Here is a 20,742-nt window from a genome sequence, read left to right on the forward strand (position 1 = left end):
AATTTGTGGCTGCCAAACCACGCGTGCACGAGATCGCTTCCGAACTCGGCGTCGACAGCAAGGTCGCTCTGGCCAAGCTGAAGGAACTCGGCGAGTTCGTCAAGAGCCCCTCGTCGACCATCGAGCCCCCCGTGGCTCGCAAGCTCCGCGCTGCTCTGCAGGCGGACGGTGCGCCGACCCCCGCGGCCGGCGACACCAAGACCGCGCCCGCCCGCCCGGCGGGCCGCCCCGGCCCCGCACGTCCCGCGACCTCGGCCAAGCCGTCAGCTCCCGCGCCCGCCGCTCCGGCGCCCGCGGCCCCGGCTGCTCCGCAGTCGTCGCCGCGCCCTGCGGCCCCCGGCGCCCCGGCCCCCGCGGCCGAGCGTCCCGCCGCTGCCGCGCCGGAAGCTCCGGCCCCTTCCGCTCCCGCGCCTTCCCCGGCGGCACCGACCCCGCCCGCGCCTCGGCCGGGCGGCAGCGCCCCGCGTCCGGGTGCGCCGCGTCCGGGCAACAACCCCTTCTCCTCGCAGCAGGGGATGGGGCAACGGCCCGCCGGCCCGCGTCCGGGCAACAACCCCTTCTCCTCGCAGCAGGGGATGGGTCAGCGCCCGACCCCCGGTAACATTCCGCGGCCGCAGGCTCCGCGTCCGAGTGCGCCGCGCCCCGGTGCGCCGCGCCCCGGTGGTGCCGGTCGTCCGGGTGGCGGCGGCCGTCCCGGTGCGCCCTTCCAGCAGCGTCCCGGCGGCGCCGGTCGTCCCGGCGGTGCCGGTGGCGGCGGGTTCCGTCCCGGTGCTCCGGCCGGCGGCGGATTCGCCGGTCGGCCCGGTGGCGGCGGTGGTCGCGGTCGTGGCCCCGGTGGTGGCACCGCCGGCGCCTTCGGCAAGGGCGGCGGGAAGTCCAAGCAGCGCAAGTCGCGTCGGGCGAAGCGGCAGGAATTCGAGATGCGGTCGGCGCCGGTCGTCGGCGGCATCAACGTCCAGAAGGGCAACGGCGAGATCATCCGCCTGCGCCGCGGCGCATCGATCGCCGACTTCGCGGACAAGCTCGAGGCCCTGCGCGGTTACACCGTCCAGCCTGGAACGCTCGTGACGATCCTGTTCAACCTCGGCGAGATGGCCACGGCCACCGAGTCTCTCGACGAAGCCACCTTCGAGGTGCTCGGCGAGGAGCTGGGCTACAAGATCCAGATGGTCTCGCCCGAGGACGAGGACAAGGAGCTCCTGGAGGGCTTCGGTCTCGACCTCGATGCAGAACTCGAGGCCGAGAGCGAAGAGGACCTGGAGATCCGTCCCCCGGTCGTGACCGTCATGGGTCACGTCGACCACGGTAAGACGCGACTGCTCGACGCCATCCGTCAGACCAACGTGGTCGCCGGTGAGGCCGGTGGCATCACCCAGCACATCGGTGCCTATCAGGTGTGGACCGAGCACGACGGCATCGAGCGCGCGGTCACCTTCATCGACACGCCGGGTCACGAGGCGTTCACCGCCATGCGTGCCCGTGGTGCGCAGGTGACCGACCTCGCGATCCTCGTGGTCGCCGCCGACGACGGCATCATGCCGCAGACGGTCGAGGCGCTGAACCACGCGCAGGCGGCGAACGTGCCGATCGTGGTCGCGGTGAACAAGATCGACAAGCCCGAGGCGAACCCGGCCAAGGTCCGTCAGCAGCTCACCGAGTACGGTCTGGTGGCCGAGGAGTACGGCGGCGACGTGATGTTCGTCGACGTGTCGGCGCGCAACAACATCGGCATCCAGGACCTCCTGGACGCGGTGCTGCTGACCGCCGATGCGGGGCTGGACCTCACGGCCAACCCCAACAAGGCCGCCCGCGGTGTCGCCATCGAAGCCAAGCTCGACAAGGGCCGCGGTTCGGTTGCGACGGTGCTGATCCAGTCCGGAACCCTCCGGGTCGGCGACGCGATTGTGGCGGGCACCGCCTACGGCCGTGTCCGCGCGATGATCGACGAGAACGGTGAGCCGGTCGAGGAGGCGTACCCCTCGCGACCCGTTCAGGTTCAGGGACTCAACTCCGTGCCCCGGGCCGGCGACGTCTTCATCGTCACCGAGGAAGACCGGACCGCCCGTCAGATCGCCGAGAAGCGTGAAGCTGCGGAGCGTAACGCCGCCCTGGCCAAGGCCCGCAAGCGCATCTCGCTCGAGGACTTCACCCGTGCTCTGGAAGAGGGCAAGGTCGAGTCGCTCAACCTCATCATCAAGGGTGACGTCTCCGGTGCCGTCGAGGCGCTGGAAGAGTCGCTGCTGAAGATCGAGGTCGACGACAGCGTCCAGCTGCGCATCATCCACCGCGGTGTCGGCGCGATCACCGAGTCGGACATCAACCTGGCCACGATCGACAACGCGATCGTGATCGGCTTCAACGTCCGTCCCGACACCAAGGCGCGCGAGCGCGCTGCGCGTGAGGGTGTGGACGTGCGGTTCTACTCGGTCATCTACAACGCCATCGACGACGTCGAGCAGTCGCTGAAGGGCATGCTCAAGCCGGAGTACGAAGAGGTCCAGTCGGGTGTGGCCGAGATCCGCGAGGTGTTCCGCTCCTCGAAGTTCGGCAACATCGCCGGTGTGATCGTCCGCTCCGGCACGATCACGCGCAACGCCAAGGCGCGGGTCATCCGCGACGGCGTCGTGATCGCCGACGGCCTGGCGATCGAGTCGCTGCGCCGGTTCAAGGACGACGTCACCGAGGTCCGCACGGACTTCGAGGCCGGTATCGGACTGGGCAAGTACAACGACATCCAGATCGGCGACGAGATCGAGACCACGGAGATGGTGGAGAAGCCGCGCGGCTGATCCGCGACACTGCGGCGAGGGATGCCTCGTCGGCACCGGGAACCCCTGAGGCCCCGACTGTCGACAAGGCATCCCTCGGCTTCGCTCCCACGATCATCGTGGGGGCGTGGGAAGAGAAAGAGGAACGGAATGGCTGGGGAACGACAGGCTCGACTGGCGGACCGCATCAAGGTGCTGATCGCCGAGCGTCTGGAGAAGGGTCTGCGCGATCCGCGGTTGGGATTCGTCACCATCACCGATGTGAAGGTGACCGGCGATCTCCAGCACGCCTCGGTCTTCTACACCGTCCTCGGCGACGAGGAGGCGCGTCTGGCTTCGGGTGAGGCCCTGCGTCGGGCAACCGGCATGCTGCGCAGCGAAGTCGGCCGGGGCCTGGGCGTGCGTCTCACCCCGACGTTGGAGTTCATCCCCGACGCCCTCCCCGAGAACGCCGGTCACATCGAAGATCTCCTCCGTCAGGCGCGCGAGCGCGATCAGGCGGTCGCGGGGCTCGCGTCCTCCGCGACCTACGCCGGCGATGCCGACCCGTACGTCAAGCCCCGCGACGAGGACGAGGACTGACCCAGCCCGGGAGACGCAGCACGCCCTCGGAGGCCTCGACGAGGCCATCCGACACGAGCGAGTCGATCGCGCGGTCGCGCTGCAGCGCGTCGGGCCAGCCCGCGAGCACCGATTCCTGAGGGAGGTCGTGGGCGGCATCCCTCAGCTCCCTGAGCACCGCTCCCCGCGCCTGCCGGTCGCTGCCCTCGTAGCGCGCCTGGCGGCGACGCGCATCACCCGTGTCGGGGTACCCCGCCGCCCGCCACGCGCACGTCGCCGACAGCGGGCAGGCCGCGCACCGGGGAGTCCGCGCAGTGCACACCGTCGCGCCGAGCTCCATCGCCGCGGCGTTGACGATCCCGGCCGCGTCGTCATCGGGCGGGAGGATCGCCTCCATCGCCGAGAGATCACGGCGCGCAGGCGTTCCCGGCTGCGAACGTCCCTCCACGGCCCGGGCCAACACCCGACGCGTGTTGGTGTCCACCACCGGGTGCCGCCGACCGTACGCGAACACCGCCACCGCGCGCGCGGTGTAGTCCCCGATCCCGGTCAGCGCGAGGAGCGCGTCGACGTCGTGCGGGACGACCCCGCCATGCCGGTCGCGGATCTCGGTGGCAGCGCGATGCAGCCAGAGCGCCCGCCGCGGGTACCCGAGATTCGCCCACTGCCGCACCGCCTCTGCGGGAGGATCGGCAGCGAGGTCCACCGGGGCGGGCCAGCGCGCGAGCCATGCTTCCAGATGCGGGATGACGCGGTTCACCGGCGTCTGCTGGAGCATGAACTCCGACACCAGCGTGCCCCAGGCCGGGAAGCCGGGGCGTCGCCACGGCAGGTCGCGCGCGTTGTCGCGGTACCACGCGATCAGCGGCGTGGCGAGGTCGGGCATGGCGATCAGCCTAGACAGTCCCGCGCGGTGCGCAGGCCGCGCGGTCGTAGGCTGAGAGGCATGCAGTTGCCCGTCACACCGGCCACCACACTGTGGCGGTCGCTTCGCGATGAGGTGCGTCAGCATTATCGTGCGGGGCGCATCATCCTCGCCGTCGACGGCATCGACGGCGCCGGCAAGACCATGTTCGCCGACCACCTCGCCACCGTCTTCGCCGAGGACGGCTCCGCGGTCTTCCGGGCCTCGATCGACGGCTTCCACCGTCCCCGCAGCGAGCGATACGCCCGCGGACGCACGTCGCCGGAGGGCTTCTACCGCGACTCCTTCGACTACGCCACCTTCCGGCGGGTGCTCATCGAGCCGTTCCGTGACGGCGCGCAGACGGGCGGCGCGACAGGATTCCAGCTGGCGGCGTTCGACCACCGCCGTGACGCACCGCTCGAGGCCGAGTGGGTCACGGCGCCGCGCGACGCCGTGCTCATCGTCGACGGGGTGTTCCTCCTGCGCCCCGAGCTTCGAGGCATCTGGCACTGGTCGGTGTGGCTCGATGTGCCGATCGACGTCGCCGCTGCCCGGGTCTCCGAGCGGGACGGCACCGATCCCGATCCGTGGGCGCCTTCGAATGCCCGCTACCGCGAGGGGCAGGAGCTGTACCTGCAGGACGCCGATCCGCGCGCCGAGGCCTCGGCGATCGTCGACAACACCGATCCCGGGCATCCCCGACGTGTCTGGGCGGATTCCTGCTGATGGCGGGCATCCTCCTGGTCGACAAGCCCAGCGGCATCACCAGCCACGACGTCGTCGCCCGTGCGCGACGCGCGCGGGGAACGCGCAAGATCGGCCATGCCGGGACGCTCGATCCCCTGGCGACGGGACTGCTCGTGCTGGGGGTCGACGCCGCCACGCGCCTGCTCACCTTCGTGGTCGGGCTCGACAAGACGTACGAAGCGACGATCCGGCTCGGGCAGACGACCACGACCGACGACGCCGACGGTCAGATCACGCAGGTGGCGGATGCCTCAGGGGTGACCGCCGACGCGGTCGAGTCGCACCTCGCGACGCTCCGAGGCACGATCTCCCAGATCCCGAGCACCTACTCCGCCATCAAGGTCGACGGGCGGCGGGCCTACGACCTGGCCCGAGCCGGGCACGAGGTGCAGCTGGCGGCGCGGGAGGTGACGGTGACCCGTCTCGAGGTCACCGACGAGCGCCGCACCGGCACCGTGATCGATCTCGATGTGACGGTGGACTGCTCCAGCGGCACCTACATCCGCTCCCTCGCCCGCGACCTCGGTGCGGCCCTGGGCGTGGGTGGGCACCTCACGGCACTGCGCCGCACCCGCATCGGTCCCTTCCACATCGCCGACGCCGTCGGCATCGATGACCTGGTGGAGGCCTCACCGTGGCCTCCTGCAGAGGCCGCTGCGGCGGTGCTCGGCGCTCTCGGCGTCACCGCCGCGCAAGCCCGAGACCTGCGTCACGGCAAGCGGCTGGCCGGGATCGCCTCGGCCCTTCCCGGCCCCCGGGCAGCGGCGATCGACCCCGACGGCGCCCTCGTGGGCATCGTCGAGCGCCGAGGAGACGACATCAAGAGCGTCGTCAACATGCCCGAGGAGGTCGCGGGATGATCCTGTGGTTCACTCTGATCCAGGTCGCCGTCGCCGTGGCGGCGGGGCTGCTCGGCGTCATCCTGGGTCTTGCCGGACGCCGCCCGAGCGACCTCACCGTCGGGGCGATGGCCCTGGTCGAGGTGCTGCTGATCGTGCAGATCGTCGTCGCGGTCATCGCACCCTTCGCCGGCAACCCGCCCAGCGGCAGCCTGCTGGAGTTCTGGGTCTACCTCGTCTCGGCGGCCCTCCTTCCGCCCGCGGGGGTCGCGTGGGCTCTGGTGGAACGCAGCCGGTGGAGCACGGTGATCATGGGCGTCGCAGCTCTCGCCGTCGCCGTCATGGTGTGGCGGATGCAGGTGATCTGGACCGTTCAGCTCGCCTGAGCGTCCGGGAGACGGCGAACGTAGGATGGGGTACGCAATGATCTCGACCCCCCGCCCCCGCATGACCGGCATCGGCCGCGTCCTCGTCGTCGTCTACGGCATCATGGCGCTGGCCGCGACCGGTCGCTCCTTCGTCCAGATCGTCCGGGAGTTCGACGAGGCCCCGCTCGCCTACTCGCTCTCGGCGCTCGCGGCGGTCGTCTACATCCTCGCCACGCTCGCGCTGATCTTCTCCGGGTCGCGCACCTGGTACCGCGTGGCGTGGATCGCGATCTGCTTCGAGCTCGCGGGGGTCCTCATCATCGGGACGCTCAGCTTCCTCCTGCCCGACCTCTTCGCTCACCCCACCGTGTGGTCGTGGTTCGGAGCGGGCTATCTGCTGATCCCTCTGGTGCTTCCCTTCCTCGGGCTCTGGTGGCTGATCCTGCATCGCCCCGCGGTACGCCCGGCTGCGCCGGCTCCTGCCGACGCGGTGGCGCGATGATCGTCTTCCGCAGCCCGGAGGACATCCCCACCGGCTTCGGTCCCTCCGTCGTCGCGATCGGGAAGTTCGACGGCGTGCACGCCGGTCACCGCGCACTCATCGAGCGGGCCAGAGTCAACGCCGCAACGATGGGCACTCCGGTCGTCGCGGTGACTTTCGACCGCAACCCGCTCGCGCTCCTGCGCCCTGATCTCTGCCCGGAGAGCCTCGTCGGTCCCGACCAGAAGCTGAGGCTGCTGGCGGAGGCGGGCGTGGACGCCACGCTCATGTTGACCTTCGACCGCACGCTCGCCGACCTCGAGCCGCGGCAGTTCGTCCGCACGCTCCTGGTCGACGCCCTCGGGGTGGCGATGCTGCTGGTCGGTCGCGACTTCCGGTTCGGCCGGGGCGGCGCAGGAGATGTGGCGCTCCTCGAGGAGCTCGCCGCCGAGTACGGCTTCTCCCTGCAGGTCGTCGATGACGTCCGAGCCGTCGAGGGCGAGCGCCGCGTGTCGTCGACGTGGATCCGCGAACTCCTCGAAGTCGGCGACGTCGACACCGCAGCGAAGCTTCTCGGACGAGCCCCGTCGGTGCGGGGAGAGGTCGTGCACGGACTCAAGCGGGGGAGGGAGCTCGGCTACCCCACCGCCAACCTGTCCGCGGATCGCGAAGGATACGTCCCCGCCGACGGCGTCTACGCCGGCTGGCTCGTGGACGAGGGGCCGATGGCGGAGAGTCCGACCGAGGGCCCGCGCAGCAGCATCCGCTATCCGGCCGCCGTCAGCATCGGAACCAACCCCACCTTCGACGATGTCACCGGCCGGCAGGTGGAGGCGTACGTCCTCGACGAGACCGACCTCGACCTCTACGGTCATCGCGTCGAGGTGCAGTTCCGTCATCGCATCCGGGCCATGGGGGCTTTCGAGGGGATTCCGCAGCTGATCGCGCAGATGGCCGACGACGTCGACCGTGTGCGCGCGGCGCTGACCGTCTAGGCTTGAGGTTTGCCCGACCGCAGGCAAACCGGGAAAGGGAAGGGCCATGAGCCGCACCGAACTGCAGACGCTCGCCGAGCGCGCCGTCGATCTCCTCGGCGGGGAGCCTGATGACACGACCCTCCGGCGCTACCTCCACGGACTTCCCGGCGTCGACGCCGTCGGACTCGAACAGCGCGCCGCAGCCCTCGGGACCCGTTCGATCAAGACGACCTCCAAGGCCTGGGCGCTTGACCGCATCATCGAGCTCATCGACCTCACGACCCTCGAGGGTGCCGACACCCCGGGCAAGGTCCGCTCCCTCGTCGCCAAGGCTCTCACTCCCGATCCGTCCGATCCCACCTGTCCGCGCGTGGCGGCCGTCTGCGTGTACGGCGACATGGTTCCCGATGCCGTCGCCGCTCTCGGCGGCGCGCACGGCGATCCCGACGACGGCCTCATCAGCGTCGCCGCCGTGGCCACCGCGTTCCCCAGCGGCCGTTCGTCGCTGGCGATCAAGCTCGCCGACACCGCAGAGGCGGTGGCAGCCGGGGCCGACGAGATCGACATGGTGATCGATCGCGGGGCCTTCCTGTCGGGCCGCTACGGGTTGGTGTTCGACCAGATCGTCCAGGTCAAACAGGCGTGCCGCCGCGCGGACGGCTCCTTCGCGTCGCTGAAGGTCATCCTCGAGACCGGCGAGTTGAACACCTACGACAACATCAAGCGCGCCTCGTGGCTGGCGATCCTCGCCGGAGCCGACTTCATCAAGACCTCCACCGGCAAGGTGCAGCCCGCCGCCACGCGCCCGACGACCCTCCTCATGCTCGAGGTGGTGCGCGACTGGTATCGCGCCACGGGGCAGCGGGTCGGGGTCAAGCCCGCCGGCGGCATCCGCACCGCCAAGGACGCCATCGCCTACCTGGTGCTCGTGGCCGAGACGGTGGGGGAGGAGTGGCTCCAGCCGCACCTGTTCCGCTACGGCGCGTCGTCCCTGCTGAACGACGTCCTCCGCCAGCGGCAGAAGCTGCGCACCGGCCACTACACCGGCGCCGACTACGTCACGATCGACTGAGGAGACCCGGATGACCCGCGAGCTCGACACCACGAAAGAATCCATGTCCTTCCTCGACTACGCCCCGGCACCCGAGTCCCGGTCGATCCTCACTCTGCAGGACGAGTACGGCCTCTTCGTCGACGGTGAGTTCCGTCCCGGATCAGGGGCCCCGTTCGACACCGTGTCGCCGGCCGATGAGAAGCGCATCGCCACGGTCGCCCACGCCGACGACGCCGACGTCGACGCCGCCGTCGCCGCCGCGCGTCGGGCGTTCGACAAGACCTGGTCGACCATGTCGGGACGCGACCGCGGAAAGTACCTCTTCCGGATCGCCCGCCTCGTCCAGGAGCGCGCCCGCGAGCTGGCGGTCGCGGAGAGTCTCGACAACGGCAAGCCCATCAAGGAGAGCCGCGACGTCGACATCCCCCAGGTCGCCGCATGGTTCTTCTACTACGCGGGATGGGCCGACAAGCTCGACTACGCCGGCGCCGGCGCGAACCCCCGCCCGCTCGGGGTGGCCGCCCAGGTGATCCCGTGGAACTTCCCGCTGCTGATGCTCGCGTGGAAGGTCGCTCCGGCCCTGGCCGCAGGGAACACGGTGGTGCTCAAGCCCGCCGAGACCACGCCGCTCTCGGCGCTCCTGTTCGCCGAGATCCTGCAGCAGGCCGACCTTCCGCCGGGCGTGGTCAACATCATCACCGGTGCGGGCGCCACGGGCGCGGCGCTCGTGCGTCATCCCGATGTCGACAAGGTGGCCTTCACCGGTTCGACCGCCGTCGGACGCGAGATCGCCCGCGCCGTCGCCGGCACCCCCAAGAAGCTCACCCTCGAACTCGGCGGCAAGGCGGCGAACATCGTCTTCGAGGACGCGCCGATCGACCAGGCCATCGAGGGGATCGTCAACGGGATCTTCTTCAACCAGGGCCACGTCTGCTGCGCGGGCAGCCGGCTGCTCGTGCAGGAGTCGATCCACGACGAGGTCGTCGAGCGGCTGAAGGCGCGCCTGTCCACCCTCCGTCTGGGTGACCCGCTCGACAAGAACACCGACATCGGCGCGATCAACTCCCGGGAGCAGCTGGACCGCATCCGCGAACTCAGCCGCATCGGCGAGGAGGAGGGCGCGGAGCGCTGGAGCGCGGACTGCGTCATCCCCGACAACGGCTTCTGGTTCCCGCCGACGATCTTCACCGGTGTGCAGACCAGCCACCGCATCGCGCGCGATGAGATCTTCGGGCCGGTGCTGTCGGTGCTGACCTTCCGCACCCCCGCGGAGGCCATCGAGAAGGCGAACAACACCCCTTACGGTCTCTCGGCCGGCATCTGGAGCGACAAGGGGTCGCGCATCCTCGCGGTCGCCGATCGCCTGCGGGCCGGAGTGGTGTGGGCCAACACCTTCAACCGCTTCGACCCGTCGAGTCCGTTCGGCGGCTACAAGGAATCCGGCTACGGACGCGAAGGCGGTCGTCACGGACTGCTGGCGTACCTCAAGAGCACCGCGAACAGCTGAGGACCGAGGACATGACACAGCGTTTGACCGTTCCCAAGACCTACAAGCTCTTCATCGGCGGTGCGTTCCCCCGCAGCGAATCGGGTCGCACCTTCGAGGTTCGCGCGCCCAAGGGCGCCTTCCTCGCCAATGCCGCGCAGGCGTCGCGCAAGGACGCCCGCGATGCCGTCGGCGCGGCCGTCGGCGCCGTGAAGACCTGGTCCGGCGCGACCGCGTACAACCGGGGCCAGGTGCTCTACCGCGTCGCCGAGGTGCTCGAGGGCCGCCGCGGCCAGTTCATCGACGAGATCATCGCGCAGACGGGGCTGTCGCAGTCCACGGCGGCCGCGGAGGTCGACGAGGCCATCGATCGGTGGGTCTGGTACGCCGGCTGGTGCGACAAGTTCGCGCAGGTCACCGGCAACGCCAACCCGGTGGCGGGGCCGTACTTCAACCTCTCGGTGCCCGAACCCACGGGCGTGGTGGCGATCATCGCGCCGCAGGACACCGCCCTCGTCGGGCTGGTCTCCGCGGTCGCGCCGGCCCTCGTCGCGGGCAACACCGTGGTCGTCGTCGCCTCGGAGGCCTTCCCCCTCTCGGCCATCAGCCTCGCCGAGGTGCTCGCCACCTCCGACGTCCCGCGCGGCGTGGTCAACATCCTCACCGGGTCACCTGCCGAGATCGCGCCGTGGCTGGCGGGTCACCCCGACGTGCACGCGCTCGACCTCGTCGGCGCCGGAGGCATCGACTGGGTCGACCTGCAGGTGAAGGCGGCCGAGACGCTCACGCGCGTGCTGCCGCCCGAGCAGGGCCCCGACGCCGCGACGCCGAGCCTTCAGCGCATCAGCGCGTTCACCGAGGTGAAGACGGTCTGGCACACCAAGAGCCTCATCTGATCTCGGAGGGCTGAGCCAGCGGCGCGGGATTGCGGATCCCCAGCCACGACACGAGTCCGCCGATCGCGAGGAACACCGCGGTCACGATCGCGGCCCGGTGGAAGCCGTCGAGATCCAGGGAACCGCCGACGATCGTGCCGAGGGCGGCGATCACCAGCAGACCCGCCACACGGGCGACGGCGTTGTTCACTGCTGAGGCGATTCCCGAGCGTGAGCTGTCGATCGCGCCGAGGATCGCCGAGGTGAGGGGCGACACGGTCACCGCAAGCCCCAGACCGAAGATCACGACGCTCGGAAACACCTGCCACCAGTAATCGAAACTCTCCGACACGGTCAGCAGCAGCAGGGCGCCCGCGGCCATGAGCAGCGGTCCGACCGTCATGAACAGGCGCGGGCCGATCCTGCCGGCCAGCGTGCCGACACGCGAGCTGAGCAGGATGAGCAGCACGGTGCTGGGGAGCATCGCCAGCCCCGCGAGCGTCGCGGGGAGCCCGGCACCCTGCTGCAGGTACACACCGACCACGAACCCGTTCAACGACAGCGCGCCGTAGATGAAGGCGGTGGCGATGTTGCCGGTCCAGAAGTTGCGGACGCGGAAGAGTCCGAGCGGCATCATGGGGCTGCGAGCCGAACGCTGGCGGAGGAGGAAGCCGGCGAAGGAGAGGATGCCGACGACCAGCGTCGCCCAGATGAGGGGGGAGGACCACCCGAGGTTGGGCTGTTCGATGAGGGCGAAGACCACCCCGCCGAGCCCGACGGCGCACATCACCGCGCCCGCCCAATCCACGCTGCGGGTGGGATCGCGCTTCTCGGCCAGGCCCATCTTCGGAAGGAGGAAGAGCGTCACCGCGATGGGGACGACGTTGATCAGGAAGGCCAGGCGCCAGGACAGCAGGTCGACGAAGACACCGCCGAGGAGGGGGCCGACGAGCATCGCCGCCGTCGTCGCGCCGGTCCACGTGCCGATGGCCCGCGCCTGCGCGGGACCGCGGAAGGTCGCGGTGATGAGGGCGAGCGAGCTCGGCACGAGCAGGGCGCCGGCGACCCCCTGGAGCCCGCGGGCGACGATGAGGAACTCCGCTGTGGGGGCCGCGGCGATCGCGACGGAGGTCGCTCCGAACCCGATGAGGCCCCACACCAGCACCACCACACGGCCGAACACGTCGCTGAGAGAACCCGCGACCAGGATGAGCGCACCCAGCGTGATGAGGTAGGCGTCGACCACCCACTGCTGGGTGGCGAGTCCTCCGCCGAGCTCCTCGGCGATGGCCGGGAGGGCGACGGTGACGACGGTGCTGTCGAGGAAGGCGACGAACGATGCCAGAATCGCCACAAGAAGGACGACACGCTCACGCACCGCGGGCCGATCGGTCACGCGCTCACCCTACTCCCGCGGGTAGGGTCGAGAGCCGGATGCCGCGGACGCCGGCCGGGGAGGAGCAGCCATGACGAACATCCGACGAGCCGTCGCTGCCGGGGCGGGCGTGGTCGTGGTCCTCGCCGTGGCCGCCGGCTGCGTGCCCGAGCCGGGCGGAAGCCCCTCTCCCACGGCGTCGACGACGTCGCCGTCGCCGAGCGCCACGCCGGTCACGCCCGTGCCGACTCCGTCGCCCATCGAGACGATGCTGCCGGACACCCTGCAGCTGCCCGAACGCTGCGAGGACATCTACTCCGCCGACATGCTGGCGTCGTTGAACGGGCAGAACCCGCCGCTGAACGATCCGGGCGTCACGATGTACTCCACGGAGAACGCCGTCGGGCTCGAGATCCTCGCCGCCGGGCCCCCGTCGATCCGCTGCTCGTGGGGCACTCCGAGCGAATCCGGCCTCGCCACCACCGTCACGGTGATCGATGCAGCGCAGGCGGCGGCGCTGCGCACCGCCCTGGTCGAGGCGGGATTCGGGTGCGAGGAGGCGTTGGGCGGGACCGTCTGCCGGATCGAGCAGCGCGGTGTCTCGCTCGACGACGTGCCGTATCTCCGGGGCGAGACCCACGTCGTCCGTGACAACGGATGGGTGGCCACCGCCTACATCAATTTCACCCCCGAGGGATACAGCGAGGACATCGTCCGAACGCTGTGGGGGTGACCCGACGCGTGGCACGGCGCGCCCGGAGTGGGCGCGCGGGCCGGCGGCGCGCTAGAATCGATGCCGGAGATCTCATCGGCGTCGCCGCAGCTCGCTGAAGCGAGTGCCCGCAGCCGCCCGGCCGAGACCTCCGACCCGCGTCGTGACGGACCGCCGCCCGCGGACCCCGTCGCTCTCACCGGCCTCGCCGGACACCCGCCGGTCCTCACCGGCACTCACGCTCAGGAGGAGCATGCCGACCACGGCACCCGCCCAGGATTCGCGCTCACGTTCGGCGTCGGGCCGCAGAAGGTCATCGTCCCGCCGTGACGACGACGCCCCCGTCATCCCGATCCTCGCCCGCAAGGTTCGCGAGGTCGAGGCCAAAGCCCAGCGCGGCAAGCTCGGCCCCACCAATCGCGTCAAGTTCCAGGTGATCGCGTTCCTCGTCCGCGAGGAGCGGGCGCGGGTCAAAGCCGACACCGAGATCACCGACGCCACCCGCTCGGAGCTGCTGAAGCGGCTCGACGGTGTCGCGACGATCCTCGCCAAGACCGCGGCACGCGACACCTCGCTGATCCAGCTGCTCGAAGTCGACCAGGCCACCTCGCCGGTCGCCCGCCGCATGCGGCGCGACTGGCTGCTGGAGTCCGGGGCCGAGCTGCCGCCGGACGAGCTGATCATCACCGACAGCGCCCCGGCACCCGCGCAGGTCGTGCCCGCGGCGCTCGCCGAGCGCCAGGTCGTGCCCGCCACCGTCGAAGCCCGCCAGATGGCGAACCCGTTCCTCGCCCCGGACCTATCGCGCCTGGCGCCCAAGGACAACATCCGCCGTCGCCTCGACGGCTGGGAGCTCATGGGCCCGCTGTACAAGGCCTTCGAGACCGGGGCCGGCGGCGGAGCGGCATCCATGGATCTTCCCCCCGTCCCCGAGTTCGACCGTCTCTCGCCCAAGGGCCTGGAGGTCATGCCGCACCAGTCGCGTTTCCTCGAGGCGGTGCGTCAGGGTCACCGATCCTTCCTCCTGGCCGACGAGCCGGGTCTGGGCAAGACCGCCGAGTCGGTGCTCGCCGCCTCGGTCGCCGACGCCTATCCGCTGCTGGCTGTCGTCCCGAATGTGGTGAAGATGAACTGGGCGCGCGAGGTCGCGCGCTGGACACCGCAGCGTCGCGCCACCGTCATCCACGGCGACGGCGAAGCGATGGACGCCTTCGCCGACGTGTTCATCGTCAACTACGAGATCCTCGACCGGCACCTGTCGTGGCTGAGCTCCATCGGCCTGAAGGGCATGGTCGTCGACGAGGCCCACTTCATCAAGAACCTCACCTCGCTCCGCTCGCAGAACGTCCTCGCCCTGGCGGGTCGCATCCGTCAGCAGGTGCGCGATCCCCTCATGCTCGCCCTCACCGGAACGCCGCTGATCAACGACGTCGAGGACTTCGACGCCATCTGGCGCTTCCTCGGCTGGACCAACGGCGAGAAGCCGGGGCCGGAGCTGATGGAGAAGCTCGACGAGTCGGGGCTCACTCCGGCCGACAAGGCGTTCTACCCCGCTGCCCGTGAGGCGGTCATCTCGATGGGGATCGTCCGGCGTCTGAAGACGGATGTCGCGGCCGACCTGCCTGACAAGCTCATCGCCGATCTTCCCGTCGAGCTCGATGACGAGTTCGGTCGATCGATCCGCCAGGCAGAGCGCGAGCTCGGCGAACGTCTCGCCGCGCGCTACCGCCGGATCATCGAGGCCCGCGGCACCGCTCGCCAGGGGCAGGCGACCCTGCACCTGCCCGGAGAGCTCGACGACGACATCGTGCGCCTGGTCGCGCAGAACGAGCTCGACGAATCCAAGGCGCAGGGGACAGGGTCCGAGAACGTCTTCACCATGGTGCGTCGCATCGGTCAGGCGAAGGCCCATCTCGCGGCCGATTACGCGGTGCAGCTGCAGCGCTCGGTGGGCAAGGTGGTGTTCTTCGCCAAGCACATCGACGTCATGGATGCCGCCGAGGCGCATTTCCGCGCGTCGGGTCTGCGGTCGGTGTCGCTTCGCGGAGATCAGACCTCCGCCGCACGCCAGGAGGCCATCGACGCCTTCAACAACGACCCCGAGGTCGGCGTCGCGGTGTGTTCGCTGACGGCTGCGGGCGTCGGTGTCAACATGCAGGCGGCCTCCAACGTCGTGCTGGCAGAGCTGTCGTGGACGGCCGCGGAGCAGACGCAGGCCATCGATCGTGTGCACCGCATCGGCCAGGCCGAGCCGGTCACGGCGTGGCGCATCATCGCCGCGCACACGATCGACACCAAGATCGCCGAATTGATCGACTCCAAGCAGGGGCTGGCTCAGCGCGCTCTCGACGGCATCGCCGTCGACCCCGAGTCCAGCGACTCGGTGCAGCTGTCGGCGCTCATGCATCTCACGCGGCGGGCGCTGGGCGAGGTCTGAACAGCACCGGGCGCACCGGGTTGGTGCGCCCCGGGCATCCGGCAGTACTCTCGGGGTGAGGCAGCGTCGCCGATAGCCCCACCCCGAGAGCACCAAGGACACACATGAAGATCGGCATCCTGACCAGCGGCGGCGACTGCCCCGGCCTGAACGCCGTCATCCGCGGCGTCGTGCTGAAGGGCACGACCACCTACAACCTCGAGTTCGTCGGCATCCGCGACGGCTGGCGCGGTGTGGTGGACGCGGACTTCTTCCCCCTCACCCGCCACGAGGTGAAGGGTCTGTCCAAGGTCGGGGGAACGATCCTCGGCACCAGCCGCACGAATCCCTACGAGGGGTCGCGCGGCGGAGCGGAGAACATCGCCAAGACGCTCTACGGTCATCGCATCGACGGGATCATCGCGATCGGCGGCGAGGGGACCCTCGCCGCCGCCGACCGCCTGTCGAAGGACGGCATCAACGTCATCGGCGTCCCGAAGACCATCGACAACGACCTGCGGGCCACCGATTATTCGTTCGGCTTCGACACCGCCGTCAACATCGCCTCGGAGGCGATGGACCGCCTCCGCACCACGGGCGACTCGCATCAGCGCTGCATGGTCGCCGAGGTCATGGGGCGCCACGTGGGCTGGATCGCGCTGCACGCCGGCATCGCCGCAGGCGCGCACGCGATCCTCATCCCCGAGGTACCGCTGACGATCGACGACATCTGCGAGCTGGTGACCAAGGCGCACGATCGTGGTCGCGCCCCGCTGGTGGTCGTCTCGGAGGGCTTCAAGCTCAAGGGCATGGACGAGGCGTTCAGCGACAAGGGTCTCGACGCGTTCAACCGCCCGCGCCTGGGCGGCATCAGCGAGGTGCTCGCCCCCGAGATCGAGCGCATCACCGGGATCGAGACCCGCGCCACGGTGCTCGGCCACATCCAGCGGGGCGGATCTCCCTCGGGATTCGACCGGGTGCTCGCCACCCGGCTGGGGCTTCACACCGCCGACGCGGTGATGGACGCGGAGTGGGGCAAGATGGTGGCGCTCCGCGGCACCGACATCGTGCGCGTGCCCTTCGCCGAGGCCCTGGGCGAGCTCAACACCGTGCCGCGCTACCGCTACGACGAAGCCGCCGCGCTCTTCGGCTGAGCCGCGCCGCGCGCGCCGCGCCGGCATGTCCCAGCGATGCGTCAGTCCGCGACGCCCAGCACGTCCAGCAGCCACGCCAGCTCGAAAGCCCGCTCCCGCCACGCGTTGTACCGACCCGACACGCCCCCGTGACCGGCGACCATCTCGCACTTCAGCAGCGCGTCGGCGCCGACCTCCCTCAGCCGCGCGACCCACTTCGCCGGCTCGACGTAGAGCACGCGGGTGTCATTGAGCGAGGTCACCGCGAGCACGCGGGGATACCGCACCCCCTCACGAACATTCTCGTAGGGCGTGTACGACTTCATGTAGGCATAGACGTCGGCGTCGTGGAGCGGGTCACCCCACTCGTCCCACTCGATGACGGTCAGGGGCAGCGACGGGTCGAGGATCGTCGTCAGCGCATCGACGAAGGGCACGTCGGCGAGGATTCCCGCGAAGCTTTCGGGTGCGAGATTGGCCACCGCGCCCATGAGCAGTCCGCCGGCGCTTCCGCCCTCAGCGACCATCCGGTCGGGGGTGGTGTATCCGCCGCCGATGAGGTGCTGCGCGGCGGCGACGAAGTCGGTGAAGGTGTTGCGCTTGGCCAGGAGCTTGCCGTCCTCGTACCACTGCCGACCCATCTCTCCGCCCCCGCGCACGTGGGCGACGGCGAAGACCACCCCGCGATCGAGCTCCGACAGGCGCGGCACCGAGAACCCCGGCTCGATGGAGTGCTCGTACGAGCCGTAGCCGTAGAGGTGCACGGGGCGTGGCGCTGCACCGGGCTCGCCGAATGACCGCTTCCACACCAGCGACACCGGCACCTGCGTGCCGTCGTCGGCGCGGGCCCAGACGCGCGCCTGTCCGTACTCAGCGGGATCGTAGCCGCCGAGCACCGGCTGCCGCTTGCGCAGCAGCAGGTCGCCGGTGGCGATCTCGTAGTCGAACACGGTGCCGGGGGTGACGAAAGAGCCGTACGACAGCCGAAGCATCGGCGGAGCCCACTCGGGGTTCCCGCCGGTGCCCACCGAGTACAACGGCTCGTCGAATTCGATCTCCGACACCGTCGATGCGGCGTAATCGAGCATCCCGAGTCGTGCCAGGCCTTCGCGGCGGTAGCCGATCACCCCCCAGTCGCGGAAGGTCGAAAGACCGAGCAGACGGATGCCGGGGCGATGGGGGATGACGCTGTGGCGGGCGCCCTGCGGGTCGGCCGCCGACACGCGGACGAGTTCGAAGTCGAGCGCGCCGTCGTTGTGGAGGATGTACAGCACGTCCTCCCCGTCGACGACGGCGTGCGAGACGTCGTACTCCACGCCCTCGCGGCGCGGCCAGATCACCCGCGGCTCGGACGTCAGGTCGGTCGCGTCGACGAGCCATTCCTCGGAGGTGATGGACGAGCCCAGGCTGATGACGAGGTAGCGCTCGCTGCGCGTGAATCCAGCGCCCACCCAGTACCGCTCGTCGGGCTCGTGGAAGAGCTTGGCGTCATCGGAGACGGGCGTGCCGATCTCGTGGAGCCAGACGGTGTCGGGGCGCCAGGCGTCGTCGACCGTGGTGTAGACGATGAACCGGCCGTCGGGCGAGAAGCTCGCCCCGGCGAAGGTATCGGGGATCTCGTCGGGGAGCTGACGGCCGGTCGCGAGGTCTCGGACACGGATCGTGTACCGCTCATCGCCGGTGACATCGACACCGAACAGCATGCGCGAGCCGTCTGTCGAGACGTCGAAGCTGCCCAGGGAGAAGAATTCCCGACCCTCGGCCTCGACGTTGCTGTCGAGCAGGATCTCCTCGCCGGCGACCTCGGCATCCGGCGAGAGCACGGGCGGGGTCCAGTCGTCCGAAGACGCGAGGGGAGCGCGGCACTGGATGCCGTACTGCTTGCCTGCGACGGTTCGGCCGTAGTACCACCAGTCGCCGTGACGGCTGGGGACGGAGAGGTCGGTTTCCAGGGTGCGGGACCTGATCTCCTCGAACACCCGCTCCCGCAGGCCCGCCAGGTGAGCGGTGCGTGCGGCGGTGTAGGCGTTCTCGGCCTCCAGATGTGCGATGACGGCCGGATCCTCCTTCGCCCGGAGCCACTCGTAGGGGTCTTCGACATCGTCGCCATGGTGACTGCGCACGATCGGCGTGCGGGCGGCGACGGGCGGTGTGGGTGATGCGGCGGCGGTGGTCACTTTCCCACGCTAGTCGACTCCTCCGGCCGTGATCGGGTTCGCTAGGAGGTCGCGTCGCGTGCCGTGACGCGTGTGCGCCGGGGCGGAGGGACGTCGTCCGGGATGCCGCGCGAGAGGAGCAGCGATGCCAGCGCGAGCAGGATGAGACCGAACAGGGCGGTGCGCAGCGACGCGAGCTGGGATTGGACGTACACCGTCTGCAGTTCGGTCGCTTCCTGGTCGCTGAGGCCTGCGTCGGTCGCGATCTGCGGCACGCTGTCGGCCGGGACGATCTGCACTCCGCCCGCCGTGCGTTCGGCGACGACCGTCTGCGTTTCGGCCGGCAGCGTGCTCTGTGCGACGCCGCTCGCGAAGGAGGTGGCGAGGGTGCTGATCAGGATCGATCCGATGAGGGCGGTGCCGAGGGATGAGCCCAGGTTCTGGAAGACGCCCTGCAGGCCCCCGACTTCGCTCGTCTCCTTCTCGGTGACCGACGACATGTTCACATTGCCCAGCTGCGAGGCCAGGAGTCCGAGGCCGGCGCCCGCGCAGAACATCCCCAGCCCGAATGCGGGGCTGGACAGCTCGGGGTCGACGGCGGAGAGCAGCACGAGGCAGCTCGCCGCGAGGGTCCATTGACCGACGCGCACGATGCGCTTGGGCGACCAGCGCGTGGACAGGCGGGTGCCGAAGATCGAGAACAGGATCAGCGAGACCGAGAGGGGGAAGATGCGGATGCCGGTCTCGAGGGCGTCGAAGCCGAGCGTCATCTGGAGGTAGACCGGGACCATGAAGAACAGTCCCGCCGTGATCGCGTACTGACCGCCGAGCACGCCCAAGCCGCTGCGCAGCCGGCGGATGGAGAGCAGCTCTGCGTGCAGCAACGGGTCGCGTCCTCGGGCGACCAAGCGGCGCTGCCGCGCGAAGAAGAGGGTCAGGAGCACGCCTCCGGCGACGATCAGCCACGCCGTGAGCGAGATGCCCAGCGGTGCGATCGCCACGCCGCCGATCTCGGGGGAGTGCAGCGGGATGATCCATCCCCAGACCTTGCTCTGCAGCATCCCGTACACGACCGCGACGAGGCCGGACGCCGACAGCAGCACGCTCAGGGCATCGATTCCGACGCGCTGGCGCGCAGCCTTCTCACCGATACGCCCGGCGAAGAGCACGACCACCGCCATGATGACGACCTCGCCCGCGAACACATAGCGCCAGCTCAGATAGGTGGTCATGAATCCGCCGATGAGCGGGCCCGCGGCGACGGCGGCACCGGAGACGGCGCCGATGGTGGCGAAGGCCGTCACCCGATCGCTTCCGTCGTAGTTGTCGGCGATCAGGGCGGCGATGGCGGGGATGACGAGTACCGCACCGAGACCTTCGATGACGGACCATCCGAGGAAGAGCGTCAGCATGTTCGGGCTCAGGGCTGTCAGCAGCGACCCCGCGGCGTACACGATCGATCCGATGACGAGCGCGCGGCGCCGGCCCCAGATGTCGCCGAGCTTCGCGCCGAGCAGCATCGTGGCGGCCATCGTCAGCGTGTAGAACGTGATCGCGGACTGCATCGCGGTCACGCTGCTGTCGAGGTCGGCCACCACGGTGGAGATCGAGACGTTCATGACGGTGCTGTCGAGCACCATCACGAACTGTGCCGCGCCCAGGATCAGCACGACGGACCACTTCTTCATCCGGCCACCTGCCTTCGCCCCGAAGCCGATCCGGGCCTCTGCGGCAACATCCAACACCTTTGTCGCGTCCTCCGCATCACCCGATGCGGAGGACGCCGGGTGCGCCGGACATCATCCGGTCGCGTCGGCTCGCTGAGTTGACCGAGCGTGGGGCCGGTGCGAGGATTCTGTCTGGCCGGTTGCCGGTTCCTTAACTCCC

17 protein-coding genes are annotated in these 20,742 nt (G+C 70.0%); 13 read left to right on the top strand and 4 right to left on the bottom strand.

What is annotated here, in order from left to right; all coding sequences use genetic code 11:
* Positions 1 to 5 precede the first annotated feature (5 nt).
* A complete protein-coding gene (gene infB / locus DT073_RS07760; protein WP_240638808.1) occupies positions 6 to 2,789 on the top strand; it encodes a translation initiation factor IF-2 in 2,784 nt (927 codons plus the stop codon).
* 129 nt (positions 2,790 to 2,918) lie between these two features.
* Positions 2,919 to 3,350, top strand: coding sequence for a 30S ribosome-binding factor RbfA (rbfA, locus tag DT073_RS07765; RefSeq protein WP_124292867.1), 432 nt, complete (start codon positions 2,919 to 2,921; stop codon positions 3,348 to 3,350).
* On the opposite strand, the gene DT073_RS07770 is transcribed toward rbfA, so the two are convergent.
* Entirely contained in the window at positions 3,322 to 4,215 is an 894-nt protein-coding gene (locus DT073_RS07770; protein ID WP_124292868.1) for an HhH-GPD family protein, read from the bottom strand. The genes rbfA and DT073_RS07770 overlap by 29 nt on opposite strands.
* A 60-nt stretch (positions 4,216 to 4,275) precedes the next feature.
* Between DT073_RS07770 and DT073_RS07775 the strand changes: the two genes are divergently transcribed.
* Genes DT073_RS07775 through DT073_RS07810 form a run of 8 tightly spaced genes read left to right on the top strand, consistent with a single transcriptional unit; the run spans position 4,276 to position 11,084 of the window.
* Complete coding sequence (locus DT073_RS07775) at positions 4,276 to 4,962, top strand: nucleoside/nucleotide kinase family protein (protein ID WP_124292869.1); 687 nt, start codon at positions 4,276 to 4,278, stop codon at positions 4,960 to 4,962.
* A complete protein-coding gene (gene truB / locus DT073_RS07780) occupies positions 4,962 to 5,843 on the top strand; it encodes a tRNA pseudouridine(55) synthase TruB (RefSeq protein ID WP_124292870.1) in 882 nt (293 codons plus the stop codon). The genes DT073_RS07775 and truB overlap by 1 nt, the downstream gene beginning before the upstream one ends.
* Positions 5,840 to 6,208 carry a hypothetical protein gene (locus DT073_RS07785; RefSeq protein ID WP_124292871.1) on the top strand — a complete coding sequence of 123 codons (369 nt, stop codon included), beginning with the start codon at positions 5,840 to 5,842 and terminating at the stop codon, positions 6,206 to 6,208. Before truB ends, DT073_RS07785 begins: the two co-directional genes overlap by 4 nt.
* A gap of 37 nt (positions 6,209 to 6,245) precedes the next feature.
* Positions 6,246 to 6,692 carry a phage tail family protein gene (locus tag DT073_RS07790; RefSeq protein ID WP_205783067.1) on the top strand — a complete coding sequence of 149 codons (447 nt, stop codon included), beginning with the start codon at positions 6,246 to 6,248 and terminating at the stop codon, positions 6,690 to 6,692.
* Positions 6,689 to 7,666 carry a bifunctional riboflavin kinase/FAD synthetase gene (locus tag DT073_RS07795; protein ID WP_124292873.1) on the top strand — a complete coding sequence of 326 codons (978 nt, stop codon included), beginning with the start codon at positions 6,689 to 6,691 and terminating at the stop codon, positions 7,664 to 7,666. Before DT073_RS07790 ends, DT073_RS07795 begins: the two co-directional genes overlap by 4 nt.
* 46 nt (positions 7,667 to 7,712) lie before the next feature.
* On the top strand, positions 7,713 to 8,720 hold the full coding sequence (gene deoC, locus DT073_RS07800) for a deoxyribose-phosphate aldolase (RefSeq protein ID WP_124292874.1): 1,008 nt from the start codon (positions 7,713 to 7,715) through the stop codon (positions 8,718 to 8,720).
* A gap of 43 nt (positions 8,721 to 8,763) precedes the next feature.
* Complete coding sequence (locus DT073_RS07805) at positions 8,764 to 10,209, top strand: aldehyde dehydrogenase family protein (protein WP_205783109.1); 1,446 nt, start codon at positions 8,764 to 8,766, stop codon at positions 10,207 to 10,209.
* Between the two features lie 11 nt (positions 10,210 to 10,220).
* Positions 10,221 to 11,084 carry an aldehyde dehydrogenase family protein gene (locus DT073_RS07810; protein WP_124292876.1) on the top strand — a complete coding sequence of 288 codons (864 nt, stop codon included), beginning with the start codon at positions 10,221 to 10,223 and terminating at the stop codon, positions 11,082 to 11,084.
* Here DT073_RS07810 and DT073_RS07815 read toward each other — a convergent pair.
* Positions 11,077 to 12,459, bottom strand: coding sequence for an MFS transporter (locus DT073_RS07815; RefSeq protein ID WP_240638809.1), 1,383 nt, complete (start codon positions 12,457 to 12,459; stop codon positions 11,077 to 11,079). The genes DT073_RS07810 and DT073_RS07815 overlap by 8 nt on opposite strands.
* 70 nt (positions 12,460 to 12,529) lie before the next feature.
* Between DT073_RS07815 and DT073_RS07820 the strand changes: the two genes are divergently transcribed.
* The 3 genes from DT073_RS07820 to DT073_RS07830 all read left to right on the top strand — a co-directional run bounded on the left by DT073_RS07820 (position 12,530) and on the right by DT073_RS07830 (position 16,720).
* Positions 12,530 to 13,171 (top strand): hypothetical protein, encoded by a 642-nt coding sequence (locus DT073_RS07820; protein ID WP_124292877.1) that lies wholly within the window; start codon positions 12,530 to 12,532, stop codon positions 13,169 to 13,171.
* 232 nt (positions 13,172 to 13,403) lie between these two features.
* Positions 13,404 to 15,587, top strand: a complete 2,184-nt coding sequence (locus DT073_RS07825; RefSeq protein WP_124292878.1) for a DEAD/DEAH box helicase — start codon at positions 13,404 to 13,406, stop codon at positions 15,585 to 15,587.
* 104 nt (positions 15,588 to 15,691) lie between these two features.
* Positions 15,692 to 16,720 carry an ATP-dependent 6-phosphofructokinase gene (locus DT073_RS07830; protein WP_124292879.1) on the top strand — a complete coding sequence of 343 codons (1,029 nt, stop codon included), beginning with the start codon at positions 15,692 to 15,694 and terminating at the stop codon, positions 16,718 to 16,720.
* Between the two features lie 41 nt (positions 16,721 to 16,761).
* Here the strand turns inward: DT073_RS07830 and DT073_RS07835 are convergent, their stop codons facing one another.
* Positions 16,762 to 18,876 carry a S9 family peptidase gene (locus tag DT073_RS07835; RefSeq protein ID WP_124292880.1) on the bottom strand — a complete coding sequence of 705 codons (2,115 nt, stop codon included), beginning with the start codon at positions 18,874 to 18,876 and terminating at the stop codon, positions 16,762 to 16,764.
* A 41-nt stretch (positions 18,877 to 18,917) separates the two neighbouring features.
* Complete coding sequence (locus tag DT073_RS07840) at positions 18,918 to 20,543, bottom strand: MFS transporter (RefSeq protein WP_124292881.1); 1,626 nt, start codon at positions 20,541 to 20,543, stop codon at positions 18,918 to 18,920.
* Positions 20,544 to 20,742 lie beyond the last annotated feature (199 nt).

The organism is Microbacterium sp. ABRD28 (genome assembly GCF_003850245.1).
Taxonomy (GTDB): Bacteria; Actinomycetota; Actinomycetes; order Actinomycetales; family Microbacteriaceae; genus Microbacterium.

Coding starts and splice junctions, on each gene's coding strand:
- rbfA (WP_124292867.1), top strand. CDS start 2,919: ATGGCTGGGGAACGACAGGCTCGACTGGCGGACCGCATCAAGGTGCTG.
- DT073_RS07770 (WP_124292868.1), bottom strand. CDS start 4,215: ATGCCCGACCTCGCCACGCCGCTGATCGCGTGGTACCGCGACAACGCG.
- DT073_RS07775 (WP_124292869.1), top strand. CDS start 4,276: ATGCAGTTGCCCGTCACACCGGCCACCACACTGTGGCGGTCGCTTCGC.
- truB (WP_124292870.1), top strand. CDS start 4,962: ATGGCGGGCATCCTCCTGGTCGACAAGCCCAGCGGCATCACCAGCCAC.
- DT073_RS07785 (WP_124292871.1), top strand. CDS start 5,840: ATGATCCTGTGGTTCACTCTGATCCAGGTCGCCGTCGCCGTGGCGGCG.
- DT073_RS07790 (WP_205783067.1), top strand. CDS start 6,246: ATGATCTCGACCCCCCGCCCCCGCATGACCGGCATCGGCCGCGTCCTC.
- DT073_RS07795 (WP_124292873.1), top strand. CDS start 6,689: ATGATCGTCTTCCGCAGCCCGGAGGACATCCCCACCGGCTTCGGTCCC.
- deoC (WP_124292874.1), top strand. CDS start 7,713: ATGAGCCGCACCGAACTGCAGACGCTCGCCGAGCGCGCCGTCGATCTC.
- DT073_RS07805 (WP_205783109.1), top strand. CDS start 8,764: ATGTCCTTCCTCGACTACGCCCCGGCACCCGAGTCCCGGTCGATCCTC.
- DT073_RS07810 (WP_124292876.1), top strand. CDS start 10,221: ATGACACAGCGTTTGACCGTTCCCAAGACCTACAAGCTCTTCATCGGC.
- DT073_RS07820 (WP_124292877.1), top strand. CDS start 12,530: ATGACGAACATCCGACGAGCCGTCGCTGCCGGGGCGGGCGTGGTCGTG.
- DT073_RS07825 (WP_124292878.1), top strand. CDS start 13,404: ATGCCGACCACGGCACCCGCCCAGGATTCGCGCTCACGTTCGGCGTCG.
- DT073_RS07830 (WP_124292879.1), top strand. CDS start 15,692: ATGAAGATCGGCATCCTGACCAGCGGCGGCGACTGCCCCGGCCTGAAC.
- DT073_RS07840 (WP_124292881.1), bottom strand. CDS start 20,543: ATGAAGAAGTGGTCCGTCGTGCTGATCCTGGGCGCGGCACAGTTCGTG.